This window comes from Achromobacter sp. JD-1, assembly GCF_038594925.1.
GTDB lineage: Bacteria > Pseudomonadota > Gammaproteobacteria > Burkholderiales > Burkholderiaceae_B > Achromobacter > Achromobacter spanius_C.
This window is the reverse complement of sequence record NZ_JBCGCS010000020.1, coordinates 60,017-80,102: the sequence shown is the minus strand read 5'-3', so window position 1 is coordinate 80,102 and position 20,086 is coordinate 60,017. Positions and strand designations below refer to the sequence as shown.

Genomic DNA, 20,086 nt, shown 5'->3' with positions numbered 1-20,086 from the left:
CAAGCGGGGGCTGACCGTGCCCGGTCGCGCCCCGGCCCGCCTAGTCGGTCGTCAGCTCCATGCTGCGCGTGACCTCTTCCTGCACCCGTTCCCAGATCGACCGCTTCAATTCCACAAAGCGCGGCGACAACTGCACGTCGGCGCTGCGCGGATGCGGCAGGTCGTTGTGGATGTCTTGCACGATGCGCCCGGGCTTGGAACCCATCACGGCCATGCGGGTGGACAGCGTCAGCGCCTCGTCGATGGAATGCGTGATGAACACAATCGTCTTGCCGCTTTGTTCGTAGATGGACAGCAACTGGTCTTGCAGCACCTGGCGCGTCATGGCGTCCAGCGCGGCGAAGGGCTCGTCGAACAGCATTACGTCGGGGTCATTGGCCAGCACGCGCGCAATCGACACGCGCTGCTTCATGCCGCCCGACAGCGCATGCGGATACTTGTCCGCCGCCGCCTTCAAGCCCACCATCTCGATGAACTTGCGGGCAATGGGCGCGCGTTCCTGCTTGGACATGCCACGCATCTTCAAGCCGAATTCCACGTTCTCTTGCACGGTGCGCCACGGAAACAGCGCGTACTGCTGAAACACCATGCCGCAGGCGGCGGTCACGTCGGTGACGGTCTTGCCATTGATGGCGACGGTGCCCGTGTTGGGCTGGATGAAGCCGGCCATCAAGTTCAGCAAGGTGGACTTGCCACAGCCGGACGCGCCCAACAGCACCAGGAATTCACCGCGCTTGACCTCCAGGTTGACCTTGTCCAGCACGGTCACGTCGCCATAGGCCTTGGACACGTCGGTCAACTGGATCATCGTTTCGTTCATCGTTGCCATGCCAGCACCCATCGTTCAAGCAGCCGCAAACACAGATCGGTCACCAGCACGGTGAAACTGATCAGCACCATGCCGAGCACCACGGTGTCGGTCTGGAAGAATTCCTTGCCGTTCATGATCATGAAGCCCAGGCCTTCGCGTGACGCCACCAATTCGGCCGAGATCACGCAGGTCCAGGACAAGCCCAGAATGATCTTCATGCCCGACAAGATCTGCGGCAGGCAGCCGGGAAACAGCACTTCACGCATCACCTGCCAGCGGTTGGCGCCCAGATTGCGCGCGGCACGCACCAGCACGGGGTCAATGCTGCGCGAGGCTTCCATCACATACAGCAGCGCCGGCACGAACGAGCCCATGAAGACGATGCTGTACTTCTGCGTTTCGGTAATGCCGAACCACAACAGCGACAGCGGAATCCAGCTCATCGATGGCAGCGGCCGCAGGAACGAGATGATGGGGTCAAAGACGGCGCGTGCCACCTTCGACGTGCCCAGCAAAATGCCCAGCGGTATGGCCACGAAGACAGCCGCCAAAAAGCCCACCATCACGCGGCGGGTGGAAGCCAGCACGTTGTAGAACAGCGTGCCCTGGTCCGACATGGACATGGCCCGCGCCAACACCTGCGACGGCGCGGGCAAAAAGATGGGGTCGACCGCGCCGGCACGGCACAGGCCTTCCCACAGCAACAGAAAGCCAAGAAGCGAAAACACGCTGACCCAGATCAGCCGTGTTTGCTTTGAAGATGAACGCGCGGACATGGCGATTGGGTTCCGCGTTTACAGGTACGAGGCCTGGACCCAGTCCTTGACCTGGGGCGCCTTGTCGATCTGCTTGAGCGACACCAGCATTTGGGCCAACTGCTGCATGCCGGTGACGAAGTTGCCCGGGTCCACCATCAAGGCCTTCTGGTCGGCGGCGGAATACCACTGCGTTTGCTTGATGACGGCCAGTTGCTCGGGCCGCGACAGGCCGGTCAGTTCCAACAACACGCTGGCCGCTTCATCGGGCTGCTCGGTCAGCATGGCGTTGGCCTGGAATACGGCGTGCAGGAATTTCTTCACGGCTTCCGGGTTCTCGCGCCCCAGCTTGGCGTGGGTCAGCAGCACGTCCGGGCCCGGGGTGATGGCGTATTGCTTGTAGAGCGAGAACGCCGTGTCGTCCAGCAGCACATGCGTGCCGGGCACGGCCTTGATGCGGTCGAAGGCGGGCGTCCAGGCCACCGCCGCATCAATCTGCTTGCCCTGGTAGGCAGACAGCAGGTTGGTGGCCGGCAGGTTGATGATGGACACGTCGCGCTCGGCGTCCAGACCGGCCTGGCGCAGCACATCAAGCAGCAGCACATGGGCGCTGGAGGCATAGGTGACGCCGATCTTCTTGCCTTTCAGGTCCGCCACCGACTTCACGTCTTCGCGCACCAGCACGCCTTCGGCGCGGCCGAAGTTGTTGGGCGTGGCGATCACCTGAAACTGTCGCGCGCCGGCCGCCATCAAGGCCAGCGACGACACCACGCCGGTGCCGGCCAGGTCGATGTTGCCGGCCATCACGGCGCTCATGCGGTCGGACGACGTGGCGAAGCTTTGCCACTTGATATCCAGGCCCTGCTTGGCGAACAGGCCCGTCTTCATGGCGATGTAGGCCGAGTAGTGGCCCAGCCACGCCGAGCCGCCATACGTATAAGACGCATTGGCGGCGCGGCCGATCATCGGAAAGCCCAGGGCGCTTGCGCCCGCCAGGGCAGCGGTGCGCACCAGCATGGCGCGGCGATTCATGTTCATGTTTTTCCCCTACGTGGATGTAGATTGACGGATAGATTCCATGTCGCCGGCACTCTATGGTGCGGCAGACGAGACTTTCACCCGGCCGCCGCGCCAAGCCATGAATATAAGTAGCGGCGATGGTCAAAATTCGCCGCGCTTAAGCAATCCGCTTTCGTCACGCCCTGTTCTTGCCGCGCTTTTATTAAGTATTCGCGATGCTTATATTGCGATCGGCCAGACCACGCAGGTTCACACTCGCGCCACTTGTCCTTGGAGCCTTGTCGTGAAAAGTTATGACGTGATCGTGATTGGTGCCGGCGTGATCGGCAGTTCGGTGGCGTTCCACCTGGCGGAGCTGGGCGCGAAGAACGTGCTGGTGCTGGACCGCGCGACCATCGGCGCGGGCACGACGTCGCAGTCGTCCGGCATTTTGCGCACCCATTATTCAGTGCGCGAAAACGTGGAGCTGGCACAGCGTTCCTGGAACGTGTTCAACCACTTCGCCAATTATGTGGGTGACGACGAAGCGTCCTGCGGCCTGGTCAAGTGCGGTTATCTGATCACCGCTGCCGACGACGACAAGCTGGCGCCCCTGCAGAGCGCGCTGGACCAGCAACGCGAACAAGGCATTGCGCTGGAATTGCTGAACCCCGCCCAGGCCCGCGAGCTGCTGCCCATAGCCTCGTTCGACAATGCCGCGCTGATCGGCTTCGAACCCGAAGCGGGCTTTGCCGACGCCTATCTGGTGGCCACCAGTTTCGCGCGCGGCGCGCGCCGCCGTGGCGTGACCATCCGCGAAAACGTGGACGTGAAAAAACTGCTGGTGGAAAACGGCCGCGTGGTGGGCGTGTCCACGTCTGACGGCGATTACGCCAGCCCCGTGGTGATCAGCACGCAGAACATCTGGACCTCCGAACTGGCGGGCTGGACCGGCGTGGCGATGCCCGTGGTGCCCGAACGCCACGCGGTGCTGGCGCTGGAATGCGACGCCGCGCCCTATACCTATTCCATGCCGGTCTTCAAGGACCTGGCCTCGCCCGGCATGCTGTATTGCCGCAGCTATGGCGGCAACCAGATGCTGGTCAGCGAAGGCATCGTGGGCGAGGCGCTGCAAAACAGCGACGCCGAGCAAGGCGATATCCCGCTGGACTATGTGGCCGAAGTGGGTGAGCAGGTGGCGACGCGCTTTCCCGCCTACGAGACGGCGGGCCTGGCCTCGTCGTGGACGGGCGTGTACGACGTCACCCCGGACTGGAACCCTGTGTTGGGCCGCGTGCCGGGCGTACAGGGTCTGATTGTGGGCTTCGGCTTTTCGGGCCACGGCTTCAAGCTGTCGCCAACCGTGGGCCGCGTGCTGGCGCAGGAAGCGCTGGGCTTGGCCACGGATGTGTCGCTCAAACCTTATGACATTGGCCGCTTTGCCAGCGGCGCCTTGCTGACCGGCAAGTACGGCCTTGGCGCCGTCTCGTAACGCGATGCGCCCGCTGCACGCAAGCTGGTTGGCCGTTACGCCCGAGCCCTGGAAGAACGGCGGCGGCGTGACGCGCACGCTGTCGGTGGATGCCGCCCAGCAACCGCCACGCTGGCGGGTGAGCGTGGCGGACATCGACCGCGACGGCCCGTATTCCCGTTATCCCGGCTATGACCGTGTGTCGGTGGTGTTGTCGGGCGGCGGTGTGGAGCTGGTGGAGGATGTGGCGGATGCCGAGCGCATCACGCTTGCGCCCGGTGTGGCCACGGCCTTCGCGGGCGATGCGGCATTTCAATCGCGCCTGTTGAATGGGCCGGTGCGTGTGCTGAACCTGTTTGTATTGCGCGGCGCGGCGGCGGCCAGCGTCGTGTGCGTGGGCGGCGGGAAGGCTGCGGTAGAGGCGGGCGGGCTGACGCAAGACGGCGTTGCTACGCACACGCTGCGCATCATCGTCGCGGCGCAGGCGGGGCGCCAGCACCACGCCGCAGAGGCTGGCGTGGTGCTGGCGGCGGGCGACTACATCGTCGGTCCGTCCTGTGGCGTCGATGCGCGGCAGGCCTTTGCGCCTGCGCAGCCTACGGCACGGAACGGCGTGGCCGCAGCGGTGCTGGATGTGCGCGTGCCAGCGCCTGCCGCCGTCTGACCTGTTCCGCTTTATCCGCTTTATTTGATCCGTTTCATTTGATCCGAAATTTCCTGACCCAGGAGTGTTTGCATGAAGGTATTAACCGCGGTCAAGCGCGTGGTTGACTACAACGTCAAGGTGCGCGTGAAGGCCGATCAAAGCGGTGTGGACATCGGCAACGTCAAGATGTCGATGAACCCGTTCGATGAAATCGCCGTCGAGGCGGCTGTGCGCCTGAAAGAGCAGGGCGCGGCGACGGAGGTTGTCGCCGTGTCTTGCGGCCCCGCGCAATCGCAGGAGACGCTGCGCACGGCACTGGCCATTGGCGCCGACCGTGGCGTGCTGGTGCAGACCGACGCCGCGCTGCAACCGCTGGCCGTGGCCAAGCTGTTGCGCGCCGTGGTGCAAAAGGAACAACCCGCGCTGGTGATTCTGGGCAAGCAAGCCATTGATGATGACGCTTGCCAGACGGGCCAGATGCTGGCCGCGCTGTTGGGCTGGCCGCAAGCCACCAACGCCAGCGCCATCGAGATCGACGGCGGCACGGCGCGTGTCACACGCGAAGTGGATGGCGGCCTGGAGGTGCTGGATCTGACCCTGCCTGCCATCGTCACGGCCGACCTGCGCTTGAACGAACCGCGCTACGTGACGCTGCCCAACATCATGAAGGCAAAGAAAAAGCCGGTGGACATCGAAACGCTCGAGGGCTTGAGCGTAGACCCCGCGTCGCGCCTTTCAACCTTGCGCGTGGAAGAACCCGCGGCGCGCGCGCCCGGCATCAAGGTGGCCGACGTGGCCGCGCTGGTCGACAAACTGAAGAACGAAGCCAAGGTGATCTGATGACGGTCCTAGTTATTGCCGAACACGACAACCACAGCCTGAACAACGCCACGCGCAACGCCGTTGCCGCCGGGGCCAAGCTGGGCATGCCGATCCATGTGCTGGTGGCGGGCGCGGGCGCGCAAGCCGTGGCGCAAGCCGCCGCACGCATCGCGGGCGTGGAAAAGGTGCTGCTGGCCGACGCGCCGCATTTGGCCGACGGCCTGGCCGAGAATCTGGCCGCGCAAGCGGTCGCCGCTGCCGCAGACGCCTACACGCATGTATTCATGGCCGCCACCACGCAGGGCAAGAGCGTGGCCCCGCGCATTGCCGCGCTGCTGGATGTGGAGCAGGTGTCGGATGTGATCGAGGTGCTGGCGCCCGACACGTACAAGCGTCCCATCTATGCGGGCAACGCCATTGCAACGGTAAAAAGTGGCTACGCCGTCGTGGTGGCGACGATACGCCCGACCACGTTCGACGCGGCGGCCGAGGATGGCGGCAACGCCGCGATCGAACCCATCGCCGCCGTGGCCGACCTGGGCCTCACGCAATTCAAGCGCCGAGACATCGCCGCGTCGGAACGGCCGGAATTGGGCGGCGCGCGCGTGGTGGTGTCGGGCGGGCGCGGGCTGGGCAGCGCCGAACATTTCAAGCTGCTGGACCCCCTAGCCGAAAAGCTGGGCGCGGCGCTGGGCGCCTCGCGCGCGGCGGTGGACGCGGGCTATGCGCCCAACGACTGGCAGGTGGGGCAGACCGGCAAGATCGTGGCGCCGGCACTCTACATCGCGGTGGGTATTTCGGGCGCCATCCAGCACCTGGCCGGCATGAAGGACTCCAAGACCATCGTCGCCATCAACAAGGACGGCGACGCGCCGATCTTCGGGGTGGCGGATTATGGCTTGGTGGGCGACTTGTTTGAGGCCGTGCCGGCGCTGACGACGTCGCTGTAAGGGCTGAAAGAGCTGTAAGGGCTGCTAGGGCTGTAAGAGCTTAAGCGCCCGCCCGTCTCAACGCCGCATGCTGCGCCAGAGCGTGGCGGGCGGCAGGCCGAGGGCCGGCGCGATGTCTTTCTGGATCAGGCGTTCCACCGCCATCAGAATCACGTCGCGCGCCTCGGTGGGCAGCTTGCCCACCTCTTGCTGGCGCGAGGCCAGGTACAGCGTGCGCGACAGGCCGGGGTCATCGGCGCGCGTCACGCCCAGATAGGGCGCCAGCGGCAGCACCCGCAATTGGTCCACGAAATGGCGCGACTGCCAGATGCACAGCGGCGTGCTGATCGCAAAGCCGATGCCCGCCGTGACCAGGCTGAGCAGCGGGTCCGTGTTGTCGAATTCAAAGGTGCGTTCGATCATCACGTCGTGCGCTTCGATCAGGCGGTCGATTTCCGCGCCGATGAACGACCGCGCGCTGTAGCGGATGAACTGCATGCGCTTGCCCAGGTCTTTCAGCGAGCCGATCTTGTCCACGTCCAGCGTGCGCGGCACGATCAGCACATAGGGTTCGCTGAACAGGCTGATCTTGCGGATGGTGGGCTTGCCCGCCACGGCGCTGGTGGTGACGACAAGGTCCAGTTGCCGGTCTTCCAGTTGCTTGTCCAGCACGGGCGTAATGCCCGACCACAAACGAATCTGGCGCGACGCGCCGGACAGGCCATGGATCAAGGTCGGCCCCAAGGTGCCGGCAAAGGAATCCACGCAGCCGAAGCGCACGATGTTGCGCTTGGCCCGGCTCAGGTTGCGCACGCTTTCCGTCATGTCGCCGGCTTGCGCCAAGAGGCGCGCGGCGTGGTCGAACAGCAGTTCGCCCGCCGGGGTAGGCCGCGCCGGGCGCGTGCTGCGGTCCAGCAGCTCGGTCGACATGGCGGCCTCGAGTTGCTTGACCCGCTGCGACACCGCCGCCTGCGACAAGCCCAGCAGGCGCGCCGCGCCGGACACCGACGCGGCTTCCACCACCGCCACCCAGGTCAGCAGCAGGCTCCATTCCGGATAGTTTTCCGTCGTGCTGAAGGAAAAGCGGTTCATGGCCTGGGTGGTCCTGGATACGGTGGAGGAAAGGCTGGCGCTTGGCGTTTATCGCCTAGCGCTTAGTGCTTAACGCTGGCGCGCCGTGGTCTGCTCCAGCGCGGCCCGCACCATGGCTTCGACCACCGGGATGACGCGACCGGCCAGGTCGGGGCGATAGCCGTAGGGATGCGTTTCGTCCATGTAGGTGGACTGGCACATTTCCAGTTGGATGGCGTGCACGTTGTCGGCCGGCGAGCCGTAGTGGCGCGTGATGTAGCCGCCCTTGAAGCGGCCATTGACGGCCCAGGTGTAGTCGGTGCAAGGGTCCAGTTGCGCCTGGACGGCGGCCAGGATGTCGGGCGCGCAGGCCGCGCCGTCGGACGTGCCGATGTTCAGGTCGGGCAGCTTGCCGTCGAACAGGCGCGGCAACACGCTGGCGATGGAATGCGCTTCCCACAGCAGCACGGTGCCGTGCTCGGCCTTGATGCGGTCGATTTCGCTGCGCAGTTGCGCGTGGTACGGCTCCCAATAGGTCTGCAGGCGCTGCGCGCGTTCGGCGTCGGTCAGCACGGCGTCGTCCTGGTAGAGCGCATCGCCACGGAAGGTCTGGGTGGGGCAGAGGCCCGTCTTGGTCTGGCCGGGGTACAGGCTTTCGTCGTTGGGCGGGCGGTTCAGGTCCACCACATAGCGCGAATAGCGCGCGCCGATCACGGACGCGCCCAGCGCCTGGGCAAATTGGTACAGCGTATCCAGGTGCCAGTCGGTGTCGCCGGACTGCAGGCCCAGCGGCGTCATCTGCGCGCGCTGCGCATCGGGAATCTGGCTGCCAAGATGGGGAATGGAGATCAGCAGCGGGGCGGTGCCGCGGCTGAAATGAAAGAGGTCGCTCAAGGGAAAACTCCGGGTCACAAAATGAATGCGCGGCGTGGGGCGCTGCTGGCGGGGGCACGATAGCGTCTTTGTCAGCCGCCCGTAACAGCCAGCTATGCTAGGCAGCGCCGCCCCCATCCGTAATTGCATAAGTTTAATGGATGTTGATAATCACAGAGCGTGATGCTGATGGTCCGGTGCAGGACTGGGCCTGTGTAAGGTAGAGTGCGTGTCACGATTGCACCATTGAACGCGGTAAGCCGGCCGTCGTGCGGCCCGTGTTTCTTTTTCCGGGAGTCCCATGATTGATGACCTGATTGAACTGGGCAAGCTGATCAGCCTTGGCCTGGCGTTGATGCTGCCATTGGCCAATCCGCTGACCTCCATGACGCTGCTGCTGTCCCTGGGTGGGAAGATTCCCTACAAGGAGCGCGAACGCCAGGTCACGCAGGCGGCGTTCTACGTGGTGGGCGTCATGGTGGTGACCTACTACGCCGGCGCGTGGATCATGCACACGTTCGGCATCTCGATTCCGGGCTTGCGCATCGCCGGCGGGCTGATCGTGGTCAGCATCGGTTTCAGCATGCTGTTTCCGCCGGCCGAGCCTCGCACACTGGCCGTGGAAGCGGCGGCCGATGCCCAGCAGCGCGACGTGCCGAACATTGCATTCGTGCCGCTGGCGCTGCCCGGCACGGCGGGCCCGGGCACCATCGCCATGATCATCAGCGGCGCGGCGTCGGTGGACGGCGCCATCACGCCGCAGTATCCGGAATGGGTGGTTGCGGTGACACCCGTGATCGTCTTCGTCCTGCTGGGCGTGCTGTTCTGGGTATGCCTGCGTTCGGCGGGCCGCATCGTGGCGGTGATCGGGCAGAGCGGCGTCGAAGCCATCTCGCGCGTGATGGGTTTTCTGCTGGTGTGCATGGGCGTCCAGTTCGTCATCAATGGCGTGCTGGAAATCGTGAGCCAGCACGCGGGTGGCTAAGTGGGTGACGTCATCGCGGCGGTGTAACAGAGGCAGCGTAATGTGGGTGGGCTAATGCAGGCGCTGTGCGCCTGCCACATTCCATGACCTGTTTCTCGGCGTTACGGAACAGTGTTTTCCATTCCGTGATCGCGTATTTCGCGGCAATTGTGGAGTAAATTTTCTCCCGCATGCGCTGGGTTGTGAGTGTTTCCAGCGCGATTTTTCTGCCGGTTTCATACCGCGATGTCTTCAAGGAGGTCGTCAGATGTTCTGGCTGACCCTGGTTATTGCTGTTGTTGTGGCGGTCGGTATTGCCGCCGTGTTGTTGCGCCACCCAGGGGTTGTGTTCTATGACTGGATCGCCACCCACCGAACCGCACGCCACGCGCGTGAGCGCGCGGCCACGGCGCTGCCGCGCGTGCCAACGCCTGTTGGCAAGCATGTCAAGCGTGTCGACCCCGCGCCGTTGATGTCGAACTAACTGGCCGCGCCGCGAGTTTCCGGCCTGCTCAACCCCAGATGCCCACGCAAGGTGCGGTGTTCGTATTCCGTGCGGAACAGGCCGCGCCGTTGCAATACCGGAATGACATGTTCCACGAAATCATCGATCCCGTCCGGCAATGACGGCGGCATCAGGTTGAACCCGTCGGCGCCTTCATTCCTGAACCAGTGCTCCATCTGGTCGGCAATATGCGTCGGCGTGCCCACCATGGTGCAGTGGCCGCCGCCCGCCGCCAGGCGCCCCAGCAATTGGCGCACGGTGGGTTGTTCGGTTTCGATAATGCGCAGAATCGTGGCGTAGCGTCCCTTCGGTCCCTTGAATTCATGCAAGGGCGGCAGGGCCGGCACGGGCGCGTCCAGTTCCCAGGCGGTGCAATCCTGCAGCACAAAACTGCCCAATTGACGCAGCGAGGCATCGCTGGGCAGCAGCTCATCCAGCTTGCGCTGCTTGGCGCGTGCCTCGGCGTCGGTCGACCCCACATAGGTAACCAGGCCGGGCATGATAGGCACGGAAGCGCTGCGTCCCGCCGCGCGCACGCGCTGTTTGATGTCGCGGTAATAGGCTTGCGCGGCCGGCAGGTCGTAGGCCACGGCGTAGATTGCCTCGGCGCGGCGGGCGGCCAGGTCGCGCCCCTGGTCCGATGCGCCGGCCTGGAACAGCACGGGATGCCCCTGCGGCGGGCGCGGCACGGTCAAGGGGCCGTCAACCAGGAAGTGATCGCCATGGTGGTGGATGGGCCGGATGCGGTCGGGCACGCCATAGACGCCGTCGCGGTCGATGGCCAAGGCGTCGTCTTGCCAGGAATCGAACAAGCGCAAGGCCACGTCGACGAACTCTTCGGCGCGCGCGTAACGCCAGTCGTGACCGGGCATGGCTTCAAAGCCGTGGTTGCGCGCTTCGGCGTCGAACATCGACGTGACCACGTTCCAGCCCATGCGACCGCCCGAAATATGGTCCAGCGACGCCACCATGCGCGCCGCGTGAAAGGGCGTGAAGAAGGTGCTGGACACCGTGCTGATCAAGCCGATGTGGGTGGTGGCGCGCGCAATCGCGGCCATGGTCGTCAGCGGCTCCAGATACCAGCGCGGTCCGTCGCCGATGTTGTCGGTGGACTGGCCGTCGGCAAAGAAAATGGCGTCCAGCTTGCCGCGTTCGGCCGTTTGCGCAAGCGCTTCGTAATAGCGGATGTCGCCCAGGCGTTCGGCGGCCGAATCCGGGTGGCGCCACGCGGCGCGGTGGTGGCCGCAGCCGAAGATGAACAGGTTCAGGTGCAGCATGGCGGTCAATTCTTGACGAGTCCGCCGTCCACGACCAGGTTCTGGCCGGTGACGCTGCGCGACCACGGGCAGGCGAAGAACAGCACCGCATCGGCGAATTGTTCGGGCGTGGTGACGGTGCGCAACGGTGTGCTGGCCGCAATCAGGTCGAACACCGCTTCGGGCGTGGCGGCCGATGCGTCGGTGGTGCGCAGCAAGCCGCCCGACACCATGTTGACCGTGATGCCATCGGGGCCCAGGTCCTGCGACAGCGTGCGCGTGAATGACAGCAGCGCGGCCTTGGCGGCGGTGTAGTCGTGATAGGGCACCACCGGGTTCTGGACCAGGTTGGTGCCAATGTTGATGATGCGGCCCACGCCCGCGCGGCGCATGCCGGGCAGCGCGGCCTGCGTGGTGTTCAGCGCGCCGCGCACGCAGCCTTCGATCTGCTGGTTCAGGTGGTCCCAGGTCAGCGTGTCGGCGTGGGGGCGGGCATCGCCATTGAACTGAAAGGCGGGCAGCGCATTGTTGACCACCGTGCTCACCGGCATGCCGAAATGGCTTTGCGCCTGCGCGACCATGGCGGCCACGGCAACGGCATCGCGCACGTCGGCCTGCACCGCCAACGCCCGGTCGGGCGCGGTGGCCGCCAGCGCCTGGGCGGCATCCGCGCTGTTCAGGTAATTGATCACCACGCGCGCGCCTTCCCGCAGAAAGGCCCGCGTGATGTGCGCGCCCAGTCCGCGGGCGCCGCCCGTGACAATCACCAGTTGTTCGTTCAGGGCAGGGGCGGAAGGGGCAATGGACATGGTCGGCTCGTCGGTTCACCGGCACGCACGCAAACAGGTGCCGCAAGCGGGCGAACTTAGCATAAATCCATGCGTTGACATTGGCTCGCCGCGACCCTAATCTTGCGGCAATTCCTGGGGGAGCCCGTTTGGGCTGAGATTCCGCGTCATGCGGTAACCCTTTGAACCTGATCCGGGTAATGCCGGCGAAGGGAAGGACATCGCACGGTTCGTGCGCCCTCCCTAGACTTTCATCCATCAGCGGCCCCTGTTCCTCACGGGCCGCCGCGTTGTGCGTCCGGCTGTCGGCCGGGCCAGGGAGGACTGTTTTTCATGCTGACCCAAACCACCGCCTTGTTGTGGCTGCTGCTGTTTTCAGGCGGCTTCGCCGTCGCCAGCGTGCTCTATACCCGTCGCAAGCGCGGCACGCTGGAAGACTACATCGTGGCCCGCAACAGCCAGGGTGCGTTCGGCACCATCCTGACGCTGATGGCGTCAACGCTGGGCGCGTGGATCCTGTTCTCACCCGCGCAGGCCGCCACCTGGGGCGGACTGGCGGCGGTGATCGGCTATGCGCTGGGGTCCATGTCTCCGCGCCTGGTAATGATTCCGTTGGGGCGTCGCATGCGCGAACTGATTCCGCACGGCCATACCCTGACTGAATTCCTGATGGCGCGTTACGGTCGCCCGATGTACGGGCTGGCGCTTTTCATCATGCTGTTCTATCTGTTCATAGCCTTGTCGGCCGAGGTCACGGCGATTGCCAAGCTGGTCACCATGCTGGCGCCCGTGCCGCTGTGGACCACCGCCGCCATCGTGATGGGCACGACGCTGCTTTACACCACCTACGGCGGGCTGCGTTCGTCGATCTTCACCGACCAGGTGCAGATGATGGTCATTCTGCCGTTGCTGGTGATCCTGTGCGTGGTGGGCTGGCAGGCGGCGGGCGGCGCGCTGCCCACCATCGACGCGCTGCAAGCCCGCGCGCCCCAATTGCTGGACCTGACGGACCCCGTGGGCGTGAAGGCGGGCCTGACGTTCTTCGTGGCGATCCTGTTGACCGGCATCTTCCACCAAGGCAACTGGCAGCGCATCTACGCCGCGAAAGATGCGCGGTCGATGCGCAATGGTTTTCTGCTGGGCGGCCTGCTGGCCGCACCCTTCATCTTTCTGATGGGCCTGTTCGGCCTGGCGTTCGTGGGCCTGGCGCCGCAGGGCGATAGCTCTATCGCGCTGTTCAGCGTCATCATGCCGCACGCGCCGGCCTGGTTCGTGATTGCCTTGATCCCGCTGGGCCTGGCGTTGGTGATGAGCACGGCCGACACGGCGATCAGCGCGGTGTCCAGCATCGTGGCGGTGGACATGCGCCGGCTGATGCCGCAGGCCAATGGCGGCGACATGAAGCGCCTGGCCCGCTGGGCCGTGCTGCTGCTGGCGATTCCCGTGATGATCGTGGCTTCGCAAGGCTATAGCGTGCTGTATCTGTTCCTGCTGGCCGACCTGCTGTGCTCGGCCGCGGCGTTTCCGGTTTTCTACGGCCTGTTCAGCCGCAAGCATGACGGAGTGACTGCCACCACGGCAACGGCGGCGGGGCTGGTGGTAGGGCTGTTCTTTTTCCCGGCGCCGGGCGACAAGCCCACGTTCCTGCTGGAATCGTTTTTGCTGGCGGCGTTTGTGCCGGTTGTGGTGACGGTGCTGATGCGCCTGGCACGCCGTGGGGTGCCGGAGTTTGATTTGTCCACGCTGAGCGCGGCGGTGCGGCGGCTGGATAAGGATGCGGTCTGAGGGGCGAGCGGTCTGAGGGGGACTCGGTCTGAAGAGGCTTGACGGACAGGCCCCGAATACAAAAAAGCCTTGGAACACGTAGTGGTGTCCAAGGCTTTTTCGTCTGGTGTTTGGTGGAGCGGAGGAGGATCGAACTCCCGACCTTCGCATTGCGAACGCGACGCTCTCCCAGCTGAGCTACCGCCCCAATGAAGCAAGAGCAAAACTATACCTGAACTTCAAAGCGCCGCGCAATACGACGCCGGGCAATTATTTTCAGACGAATTCCAGCGTGGCCACGACCGGCGCGTGATCAGAAGGCTGCTCGTTGCGGCGCGGTTCCTTGTCGATGACGCAGGCCACGCAGCGCTTGACCAGCGGCGCGGACAGCAGCACGTGGTCGATCCGCAGGCCGGCGTTGCGGCGGAAGGCGAATTGCCGGTAGTCCCACCACGAAAACGACTTCTCCGGCTGCTCGAACAGGCGGAAGGAATCGGTCAGGCCCAGGTCGAGCAGGGCGCGCAAGGCGGCGCGCTCGGGCTCGGACACCAGCACCTGGCCTTCCCACTTTTCGGGGTTGTGCACGTCTTCATCGGCGGGGGCAACGTTGTAGTCGCCCAGCACGGCCAGACGCGGAAACTGCTTGATCTCGTCGGCCAGCCAATTGCGCATGGCGTCAAACCACGCCAGCTTGTACGCGTACTTGTCCGAATCCACCGACTGCCCGTTGGGGCAATATGCGCACACCACGCGGACATCGCCTTCCGGGCTGGGAAAGGTCAGCGCCAGCACGCGCTGCTGCGGGTCTTCGTAGCCAGGAATGTTGCGCACCATCGTCGTGCCCGGCATCCGCGACACGATCGCCACGCCGTTATAGGTCTTCTGGCCCGCCCAGACGGCGTGGTAGCCGGCTTCCTTGAAAGCCGCCTCGGGAAACTTGTCGTCCGTCAGCTTCAGTTCCTGGATGCACAGCACGTCAACCGGATTGGCCGCCAGCCAATCCAGCACCTGCTGCAGGCGTACGTTCAAGGAGTTCACGTTCCAGGTGGCGAGTTTCATATCTTTCGTAGACCGTTTGTTTATGCGGTTCTCTGGGGGCTGCCTTCCAAAAAACCGATCTAGCTACGCAGTTGGATACGCATTTGGCTACTCATCCGTGGCGTGGTTGGCGGGCGCCATGGAGAAGGCCAGATGATACCTGCTGATGCTGCGTTCTTCTGCTGGCTGCTCAATGGGGGAAGTGGGGCTCCTCTTGCGGCACGTTAGCCTTAGGGGGCCCTAGTTTCTTCATCTGCTTGACGTCGGTCGCGCTGAGTTCACAGGTGTCCACGTCTGCGGCAATGCCACGATTGATGGCTTCGTCCTCTTCCTGAGTGGGAACAATCGTTCCTTGCTTAAGCTTCGGCATACTTCACCCTGATCAACACTCCGAGCCGCTGTTCAGCATCCGGCTCTTCGCTTTTTCAATATGGGCCCGCATGACGTTGCGGGCGCCGTCGGCGTCTTGTTCCTGGATCAGGCGGTAGATGTGGCGGTGTTCGTCGATGGCGGCGCGGGTGCGTTTCCAGGGTTCGCTGTGTACCAGGTGGCGCATGACGTTGACGGCGTGGCTGACGTCGTATTCCAGCGACTTCAACACCTGCACGAAGCGCTGGTTGCTGGTGGCGGTGGCGATGGCGCGGTGAAAGCCGTAGTCGTAATGGTGGGCGATGGCGCCGGAGGCGTCGGCTTCTTCGTAGCCGGTCAGCATGCGGTCCATCTCGCGCAGGTCGTCGTTGCTGCGGCGCAGGGCGGCCAGGTAGGCGCATTCGGGTTCGATCACCATGCGCAGTTCCAGCCCTTCCAGAATGTGGCCGACGCGGCGTGCCGGGTCGACGGCGGGCATGCCGCCCATCAGGTCGGGCTTGGCGCGCACGTAGGTGCCCGAGCCTCGGATGGAATCCACCAACTGGTCTTCGCGCAAGCGGTCCAGCGCCTGCCGGACCACCGGGCGGGACACCTCGAACAGCGCGGCCAGTTCCAATTCAGTGGGCAGCTTGTTGCCGGGGGCGATCTTGCCGGTGGCAATGGCATAGAACAGGCTTTCATAGACGCGCTCGGCAAAGCGCTCGGCGCGCACATAGCCCAAGCCCGACGCCACGTCCGCCAGCACATCCAGTTCGGGACGGGGGCGCGAGGCGGATTCCAGCAGTGAATCCAGTTGGGGGTCACGCACATTGCTCATTGGCGCGTTCCTGAATAGGTTGAAGACATTCGAAGTTTGTCAGTCGCCATGACAAAAATCGTGGGCCGCTGGTGTCAAGGCAATGGATTGATAAATCAGGGATTACCCGAATTCCAAGCTAAATATCCCGAAGCTTAGGAAGAAAGCTGTCAATTCAATTGACAAGTTAGGGGGGCTCCCTTAATTTTCGATCAGACGTTTGCCATCCGCATATTGCATCACTGACATCGCCCGCGCTTGACGCGCATCACAGGCCGTTCGGCCGCTACTTTACTCCGCACATCGTGACTCAGAAGAACTTTATCGCCAACCAATGGGTGGCCGCTGCCACCGGTGAAACCATCCCCGTCCTGAACCCGTCCGATGGCAAGCCCTTCGAGTCGATCGCCCGCTCGGGCGAGGCGGATGTCGACCGCGCGGTGCAGGCCGCCCGCCAGGCATTTGAAGGCGAGTGGGGCCAGATGGCGCCCGCCGTGCGCAGCCGCCTGTTGATGAAGATTGCCTTCGCGTTGCTGGACCGCCAGGAAGAACTGGCGCAATTGGAATCCGCCGACACGGGCAAGCCCATCAAGCAGGCGCGCGCCGACGCCGCCGCCGTGGCGCGCTATTTCGAGTTCTATGCCGGCGCCGTCGACAAGCTGCACGGCGAGACCATTCCCTACACCCCCGGCTTCACCGTGTTGACCGTGCGCGAGGCGCATGGCGTGACCGGCCATATCGTGCCGTGGAACTACCCGCTGCAGATCTTTGGCCGCAGCGTGGGCGCCGCGCTGGCCGCGGGCAATGCCTGCGTGGTCAAGCCCGCCGAGGATGCGTGCCTGTCGCTGTTGAAGCTGGCTGAAATTGCCGCGGAAGTGGGCCTGCCCGCGGGCGCGCTGAACATCGTGACCGGCTACGGCCACGAAGCGGGCGCGGCCTTGTCCGCGCATCCGGGTATCGACCACATCTCGTTCACGGGTTCGCCGCAGACGGGCAAGATGGTGGCCCACGCCGCCGCCGACAACCACGTGCCGGTGACCCTGGAACTGGGCGGCAAGTCGCCGCAGATCGTGTTCGACGATGCCGACCTGGACGCCGCCTTGCCCGTGCTGCTGGCCGCCATCATCCAGAACGCTGGCCAAACCTGCTCGGCGGGCAGCCGCGTGCTGATCCAGCGCGGCGTGTACGAAACCGTGTTGAAGCGCTTGTCGGATGCATTCGCGGCCACCGTGACCGGCCCCGCCGCGCAAGACCTGGACGTGGGCCCGCTGATCAGCGGCCGCCAGCATGACCGCGTGCGCGGCTTCTTGGCCGAAGCCGAAGCTGAAGGCCTGAAAGTGGCCGCGCGCGGCACGCTGAAGGAAGGCGCGCCCGAAGCGGGCTATTACCAGCCGCCCGTGCTGTTCCGCGACGTGCCGCCCAACAGCCGCCTGGCGCAGGAAGAAGTGTTCGGCCCGGTGCTGGCCGCCATGGTGTTCGACACCGAGGAAGAAGCGCTGGAAATCGCCAACGGCACGCTGTACGGCCTGGTGGCCGGTGTCTGGACGCGCGACGGCGGCCGTCAGATGCGCCTGGCTCGCAAGCTGCGCGCCGGCCAGGTCTTCGTCAATAACTACGGCGCCGGCGGCGGCGTGGAACTGCCGTTCGGCGGATCGCGCCAGTCGGGCTATGGCCGCGAAAAGGGCTTTGAAGCGCTGTACGGCTTCACCACCTTGAAGACCATCGCCATCCGTCATTGATGGCGGCGCGGGGTGGCGTTCGCCACCCCCGTGCACGGGGCGGCGCCTGGCGGAACATCGGAAAATATCGGTTAATGTTCATGTTTTGCTTCAGGGGCCCGCCGCCCCGTATTCAGGATCCGTATGTTCACCGGTATTGTTCAAGGCACCGCGACGATCGCGAAGATCGCGGATCGCGAAGGCCTGCGCACCTTCACGCTGGATTTTCCCCCTGGTTTCTGTGTTGACCTGGCCATTGGCGCCAGCGTGTCGACGGATGGCGTCTGCCTGACCGTGACCGAGCTGCTGTCAGACCACCAGGCCACGTTCGACGTCATGCTGCAAAGCCTGGCGATCACCACGCTGGGCAGCTACGTCGAAGGCGACCGCGCCAACGTCGAACGCGCGGCAAAAGACGGCGCCGAAATCGGCGGGCATCCGCTGTCGGGCCATGTGGACTTCACGTCTGAAGTCGTCATGGTGAAGTCGTCGGACACCAATCGGCTGATGCGTTTCAGCATCCCCGAAGCATTCCGCAAATACGTCTTCGCCAAAGGCTATATCGCCATCAACGGCGCCAGCCTGACCGTGTCCGAGGTGAACCGCGCCGAAGGCTGGTTTGAGGTGTGGCTTATCCCCGAAACCCGCCGCATGACGGTGTTCGAGGACAAGCAGGTAGGCGATTTCGTGAACATTGAAATCGAACGCAGCACGCAGGTGGTGGTTGATACCGTGCGCGAAACGGTCCAGGAAAGCCTGGGCAAGCTGCAGCCGCTGCTGGAAGCCATCCTGAAGGAAAAGGGTTTGACCCTGGAAGACTTCATCAGCCCCCAGGGCAAGCTGAAATAGCGAGCCGGAGTTTAAGCCCGGGATTCAAGCCCGGAATTCAAGCCCGGGCTATCCGGCTAGGTATTACCCATTGAACGGCCGGCCTTGAGGCCGCACGCGGATCCCTGGCTGCAAGCGGGTCCAGGGCAGATCCGCGGGGTCGGCCTGCATCGGCCCGGGCGCCTTGGCTACCAGCACCTCGTGCGCAATCGGCTGGAAGTCGGCGCGAAAATGCACCGAACTCTTCACGACCAGAATCCCCATTTCCTCGGGCTGCACTCCGCCCACGCGGAACAGGTTGCGGTCCAGCATTTGCGCCTTGCTGGCGCTGACCACCACGCGCACGCCGCCGATCCGCAGGCCGGCCACGGCGCCCAGGTCCACTTCCATGCCATGCATCATCGGCCCGTCAAAGCGCAGCTTGCCGGGCGATAGCGTTTCCACCACGAAGTCCCCCGTGAAAGGCGCGTCGCCCGCCACGCCCGACTGTCCGCCCAGGCTTAGCGTCACGGTTTGGCCGATGCCGGCGGCGGTGGCGGCGCGCACGGCCTCGGGGTCATAGAGCAGGCCCAGCGCGGCGTTTTGTGCATCGGCATCCACCAGTGCGCGCAGCATGCCCGTGGTGTTGGCGTCGCCGCCCGCGCCGGGGTTGTCCTGCGTGTCCGCAATCACAATGGGGCGCCGTGCACCGGCCGCCAAGGCCTGTGCACGGCGCACGGCGTCAGCAGGTTCCAGAAAGTCGGGCGACCATTGCGGCTCAAGTTCCAGCACCTGCCGATACAGTGATTCGGTGACTTGTTCGACCGCCGCCGCGTCGGTGCCGTAGGCCCACACCACCGGCCCGCACTCCGGAAAATCAGCCGCCGGAAAGCCCGGCGCAAACGACATCGATGCCACCCCCGGCGTCTGCTCCAACTGGGCCAGCGTGTTGTACACGCCTTGCGATGGTTGCAGCATCGTGCACATGCCGTTGATGGGAATCAGGAAGGGCAGGCGGCGCACATGCCGGGTCCAGCGCGAGCCGGCCGCGATGCGGTCCAGCAGCAGGCGCGCGGCGTGTTCCCCGGTATCGGCCATGTCCACGTGCGGATAGGTGCGGAAGGCCACCAGCGCATCCGCTTCCCGCAGCATCTGCGCGGTGACGTTGGCATGCAGGTCCAGGCTGGCCACCACCGGCACGTCGGGCCCCACTACCTGGCGGACGCGCGCCAGCAGCTCGCCTTCGCCATCGTCCAGGTGTTCGGTGACCATCGCGCCGTGCAGGTCCAGGTAGATGGCGTCATAGCGCCCGGCACGCGCCGCATCCACGATTTCTCCGGCAATGCGCTCAAAAGCATCGCGCGTGACGTGGGCCGACGGGCTGGCCCCCGCCCAGATCACGGGGTGCACGCTATGCCCCCGCGCCTGGATGGCGTTGATGAAACCGCCCGCGGGAATGTTGACCGAGCGCAGCGCCAGCATGTCCTGGCCGCGCACCATCGCGGGGAAACCTTCGCCGCGGACAAAGTTGTCGTACCCCGCCTTGGACGGCGCAAAGGTATTGGTCTCGTGCTGAAAGCCAGCCACCAGGATGTGCATGTCGTTTCCTCTTGATTTCAGGTCGGTGAAATTCCGGGTCTGCCGAATTATTGGAGACCGTGCGGGCTTTCAGCAATAGAGATGTCCGCGCCCCGGTTCATTGCT

At 64.6% G+C, this 20,086-nt stretch carries 19 protein-coding genes, 1 tRNA gene and 1 riboswitch; of the genes, 9 read left to right on the top strand and 11 right to left on the bottom strand.

Annotated features, from left to right (window positions below; translation table 11 throughout):
• Positions 1–40 precede the first annotated feature (40 nt).
• From WBR68_RS24800 to WBR68_RS24790, 3 genes are read right to left on the bottom strand one after another with little or no spacing between them, the layout of a single operon-like run.
• Complete coding sequence (locus tag WBR68_RS24800) at positions 41–829, bottom strand: ABC transporter ATP-binding protein (protein WP_050447955.1); 789 nt, start codon at positions 827–829, stop codon at positions 41–43.
• On the bottom strand, positions 817–1,587 hold the full coding sequence (locus WBR68_RS24795; RefSeq protein ID WP_050447953.1) for an ABC transporter permease: 771 nt from the start codon (positions 1,585–1,587) through the stop codon (positions 817–819). The genes WBR68_RS24800 and WBR68_RS24795 overlap by 13 nt, the downstream gene beginning before the upstream one ends.
• 18 nt (positions 1,588–1,605) lie before the next feature.
• The gene (locus tag WBR68_RS24790; protein ID WP_050447951.1) at positions 1,606–2,604 is read right to left on the bottom strand and encodes an aliphatic sulfonate ABC transporter substrate-binding protein; all 999 of its coding nucleotides are present in this window, start codon (positions 2,602–2,604) and stop codon (positions 1,606–1,608) included.
• Positions 2,605–2,869: 265 nt separating this feature from the next.
• On the opposite strand from WBR68_RS24790, the gene WBR68_RS24785 reads away from it, so the two are divergent.
• From WBR68_RS24785 to WBR68_RS24770, 4 genes are all read left to right on the top strand, one after another.
• Positions 2,870–4,057 (top strand): NAD(P)/FAD-dependent oxidoreductase, encoded by a 1,188-nt coding sequence (locus tag WBR68_RS24785; protein WP_127184209.1) that lies wholly within the window; start codon positions 2,870–2,872, stop codon positions 4,055–4,057.
• 4 nt (positions 4,058–4,061) lie between these two features.
• Positions 4,062–4,700, top strand: coding sequence for a HutD/Ves family protein (locus WBR68_RS24780; RefSeq protein ID WP_230695530.1), 639 nt, complete (start codon positions 4,062–4,064; stop codon positions 4,698–4,700).
• A gap of 72 nt (positions 4,701–4,772) precedes the next feature.
• Complete coding sequence (locus WBR68_RS24775; protein WP_230695529.1) at positions 4,773–5,522, top strand: electron transfer flavoprotein subunit beta/FixA family protein; 750 nt, start codon at positions 4,773–4,775, stop codon at positions 5,520–5,522.
• Complete coding sequence (locus WBR68_RS24770) at positions 5,522–6,454, top strand: electron transfer flavoprotein subunit alpha/FixB family protein (protein ID WP_230695528.1); 933 nt, start codon at positions 5,522–5,524, stop codon at positions 6,452–6,454. Before WBR68_RS24775 ends, WBR68_RS24770 begins: the two co-directional genes overlap by 1 nt.
• A 57-nt stretch (positions 6,455–6,511) precedes the next feature.
• Here the strand turns inward: WBR68_RS24770 and WBR68_RS24765 are convergent, their stop codons facing one another.
• Together WBR68_RS24765 and hutG are read right to left on the bottom strand one after the other, a co-directional pair.
• Entirely contained in the window at positions 6,512–7,525 is a 1,014-nt protein-coding gene (locus tag WBR68_RS24765; RefSeq protein ID WP_127184213.1) for a LysR family transcriptional regulator, read from the bottom strand.
• A 69-nt stretch (positions 7,526–7,594) separates the two neighbouring features.
• On the bottom strand, positions 7,595–8,398 hold the full coding sequence (gene hutG, locus WBR68_RS24760; protein WP_127184214.1) for an N-formylglutamate deformylase: 804 nt from the start codon (positions 8,396–8,398) through the stop codon (positions 7,595–7,597).
• Between the two features lie 280 nt (positions 8,399–8,678).
• Between hutG and WBR68_RS24755 the strand changes: the two genes are divergently transcribed.
• Together WBR68_RS24755 and WBR68_RS24750 are read left to right on the top strand one after the other, a co-directional pair.
• Complete coding sequence (locus WBR68_RS24755) at positions 8,679–9,362, top strand: MarC family NAAT transporter (RefSeq protein ID WP_050447941.1); 684 nt, start codon at positions 8,679–8,681, stop codon at positions 9,360–9,362.
• Between the two features lie 247 nt (positions 9,363–9,609).
• Positions 9,610–9,825: a hypothetical protein gene (locus WBR68_RS24750; RefSeq protein ID WP_127184216.1), complete on the top strand. Its 216-nt coding sequence runs from the start codon at positions 9,610–9,612 to the stop codon at positions 9,823–9,825.
• On the opposite strand, the gene WBR68_RS24745 is transcribed toward WBR68_RS24750, so the two are convergent.
• Both WBR68_RS24745 and WBR68_RS24740 read right to left on the bottom strand, forming a co-directional pair.
• Positions 9,822–11,123 carry an LLM class flavin-dependent oxidoreductase gene (locus WBR68_RS24745; protein WP_050447937.1) on the bottom strand — a complete coding sequence of 434 codons (1,302 nt, stop codon included), beginning with the start codon at positions 11,121–11,123 and terminating at the stop codon, positions 9,822–9,824. The two genes, WBR68_RS24750 and WBR68_RS24745, sit on opposite strands and share 4 nt — an antisense overlap.
• A 5-nt stretch (positions 11,124–11,128) precedes the next feature.
• Positions 11,129–11,911 (bottom strand): 3-oxoacyl-ACP reductase, encoded by a 783-nt coding sequence (locus WBR68_RS24740; RefSeq protein ID WP_230695527.1) that lies wholly within the window; start codon positions 11,909–11,911, stop codon positions 11,129–11,131.
• A gap of 106 nt (positions 11,912–12,017) precedes the next feature.
• A riboswitch (TPP riboswitch) is annotated at positions 12,018–12,122 on the top strand.
• 101 nt (positions 12,123–12,223) lie between these two features.
• Between WBR68_RS24740 and WBR68_RS24735 the strand changes: the two genes are divergently transcribed.
• Positions 12,224–13,675: a sodium:solute symporter family protein gene (locus WBR68_RS24735; protein WP_230695526.1), complete on the top strand. Its 1,452-nt coding sequence runs from the start codon at positions 12,224–12,226 to the stop codon at positions 13,673–13,675.
• A gap of 111 nt (positions 13,676–13,786) precedes the next feature.
• Here WBR68_RS24735 and WBR68_RS24730 read toward each other — a convergent pair.
• From WBR68_RS24730 to WBR68_RS24720, 3 genes are all read right to left on the bottom strand, one after another.
• A tRNA-Ala gene (locus WBR68_RS24730) sits at positions 13,787–13,862 on the bottom strand.
• A 68-nt stretch (positions 13,863–13,930) separates the two neighbouring features.
• Positions 13,931–14,713 (bottom strand): exodeoxyribonuclease III, encoded by a 783-nt coding sequence (gene xth, locus WBR68_RS24725; protein ID WP_230695525.1) that lies wholly within the window; start codon positions 14,711–14,713, stop codon positions 13,931–13,933.
• Between the two features lie 361 nt (positions 14,714–15,074).
• Positions 15,075–15,878, bottom strand: coding sequence for a FadR/GntR family transcriptional regulator (locus WBR68_RS24720; RefSeq protein WP_230695524.1), 804 nt, complete (start codon positions 15,876–15,878; stop codon positions 15,075–15,077).
• A 281-nt stretch (positions 15,879–16,159) separates the two neighbouring features.
• Between WBR68_RS24720 and WBR68_RS24715 the strand changes: the two genes are divergently transcribed.
• Positions 16,160–17,596, top strand: coding sequence for an aldehyde dehydrogenase family protein (locus tag WBR68_RS24715; RefSeq protein WP_127184220.1), 1,437 nt, complete (start codon positions 16,160–16,162; stop codon positions 17,594–17,596).
• Positions 17,597–17,719: 123 nt separating this feature from the next.
• Entirely contained in the window at positions 17,720–18,424 is a 705-nt protein-coding gene (locus WBR68_RS24710) for a riboflavin synthase (RefSeq protein ID WP_050447929.1), read from the top strand.
• 63 nt (positions 18,425–18,487) lie between these two features.
• Here the strand turns inward: WBR68_RS24710 and WBR68_RS24705 are convergent, their stop codons facing one another.
• Positions 18,488–19,981 carry a M81 family metallopeptidase gene (locus tag WBR68_RS24705; protein WP_230695523.1) on the bottom strand — a complete coding sequence of 498 codons (1,494 nt, stop codon included), beginning with the start codon at positions 19,979–19,981 and terminating at the stop codon, positions 18,488–18,490.
• Positions 19,982–20,086: the final 105 nt, after the last annotated feature.

Bases quoted from the DNA above. Each gene is read 5' to 3' on its own strand.
- WBR68_RS24800 (WP_050447955.1), bottom strand. From the start codon at position 829: ATGGCAACGATGAACGAAACGATGATCCAGTTGACCGACGTGTCCAAG.
- WBR68_RS24795 (WP_050447953.1), bottom strand. From the start codon at position 1,587: ATGTCCGCGCGTTCATCTTCAAAGCAAACACGGCTGATCTGGGTCAGC.
- WBR68_RS24790 (WP_050447951.1), bottom strand. From the start codon at position 2,604: ATGAACATGAATCGCCGCGCCATGCTGGTGCGCACCGCTGCCCTGGCG.
- WBR68_RS24780 (WP_230695530.1), top strand. From the start codon at position 4,062: ATGCGCCCGCTGCACGCAAGCTGGTTGGCCGTTACGCCCGAGCCCTGG.
- WBR68_RS24775 (WP_230695529.1), top strand. From the start codon at position 4,773: ATGAAGGTATTAACCGCGGTCAAGCGCGTGGTTGACTACAACGTCAAG.
- WBR68_RS24770 (WP_230695528.1), top strand. From the start codon at position 5,522: ATGACGGTCCTAGTTATTGCCGAACACGACAACCACAGCCTGAACAAC.
- WBR68_RS24765 (WP_127184213.1), bottom strand. From the start codon at position 7,525: ATGAACCGCTTTTCCTTCAGCACGACGGAAAACTATCCGGAATGGAGC.
- WBR68_RS24755 (WP_050447941.1), top strand. From the start codon at position 8,679: ATGATTGATGACCTGATTGAACTGGGCAAGCTGATCAGCCTTGGCCTG.
- WBR68_RS24750 (WP_127184216.1), top strand. From the start codon at position 9,610: ATGTTCTGGCTGACCCTGGTTATTGCTGTTGTTGTGGCGGTCGGTATT.
- WBR68_RS24745 (WP_050447937.1), bottom strand. From the start codon at position 11,123: ATGCTGCACCTGAACCTGTTCATCTTCGGCTGCGGCCACCACCGCGCC.
- WBR68_RS24740 (WP_230695527.1), bottom strand. From the start codon at position 11,911: ATGTCCATTGCCCCTTCCGCCCCTGCCCTGAACGAACAACTGGTGATT.
- WBR68_RS24735 (WP_230695526.1), top strand. From the start codon at position 12,224: ATGCTGACCCAAACCACCGCCTTGTTGTGGCTGCTGCTGTTTTCAGGC.
- xth (WP_230695525.1), bottom strand. From the start codon at position 14,713: ATGAAACTCGCCACCTGGAACGTGAACTCCTTGAACGTACGCCTGCAG.
- WBR68_RS24720 (WP_230695524.1), bottom strand. From the start codon at position 15,878: ATGAGCAATGTGCGTGACCCCCAACTGGATTCACTGCTGGAATCCGCC.
- WBR68_RS24710 (WP_050447929.1), top strand. From the start codon at position 17,720: ATGTTCACCGGTATTGTTCAAGGCACCGCGACGATCGCGAAGATCGCG.
- WBR68_RS24705 (WP_230695523.1), bottom strand. From the start codon at position 19,981: ATGCACATCCTGGTGGCTGGCTTTCAGCACGAGACCAATACCTTTGCG.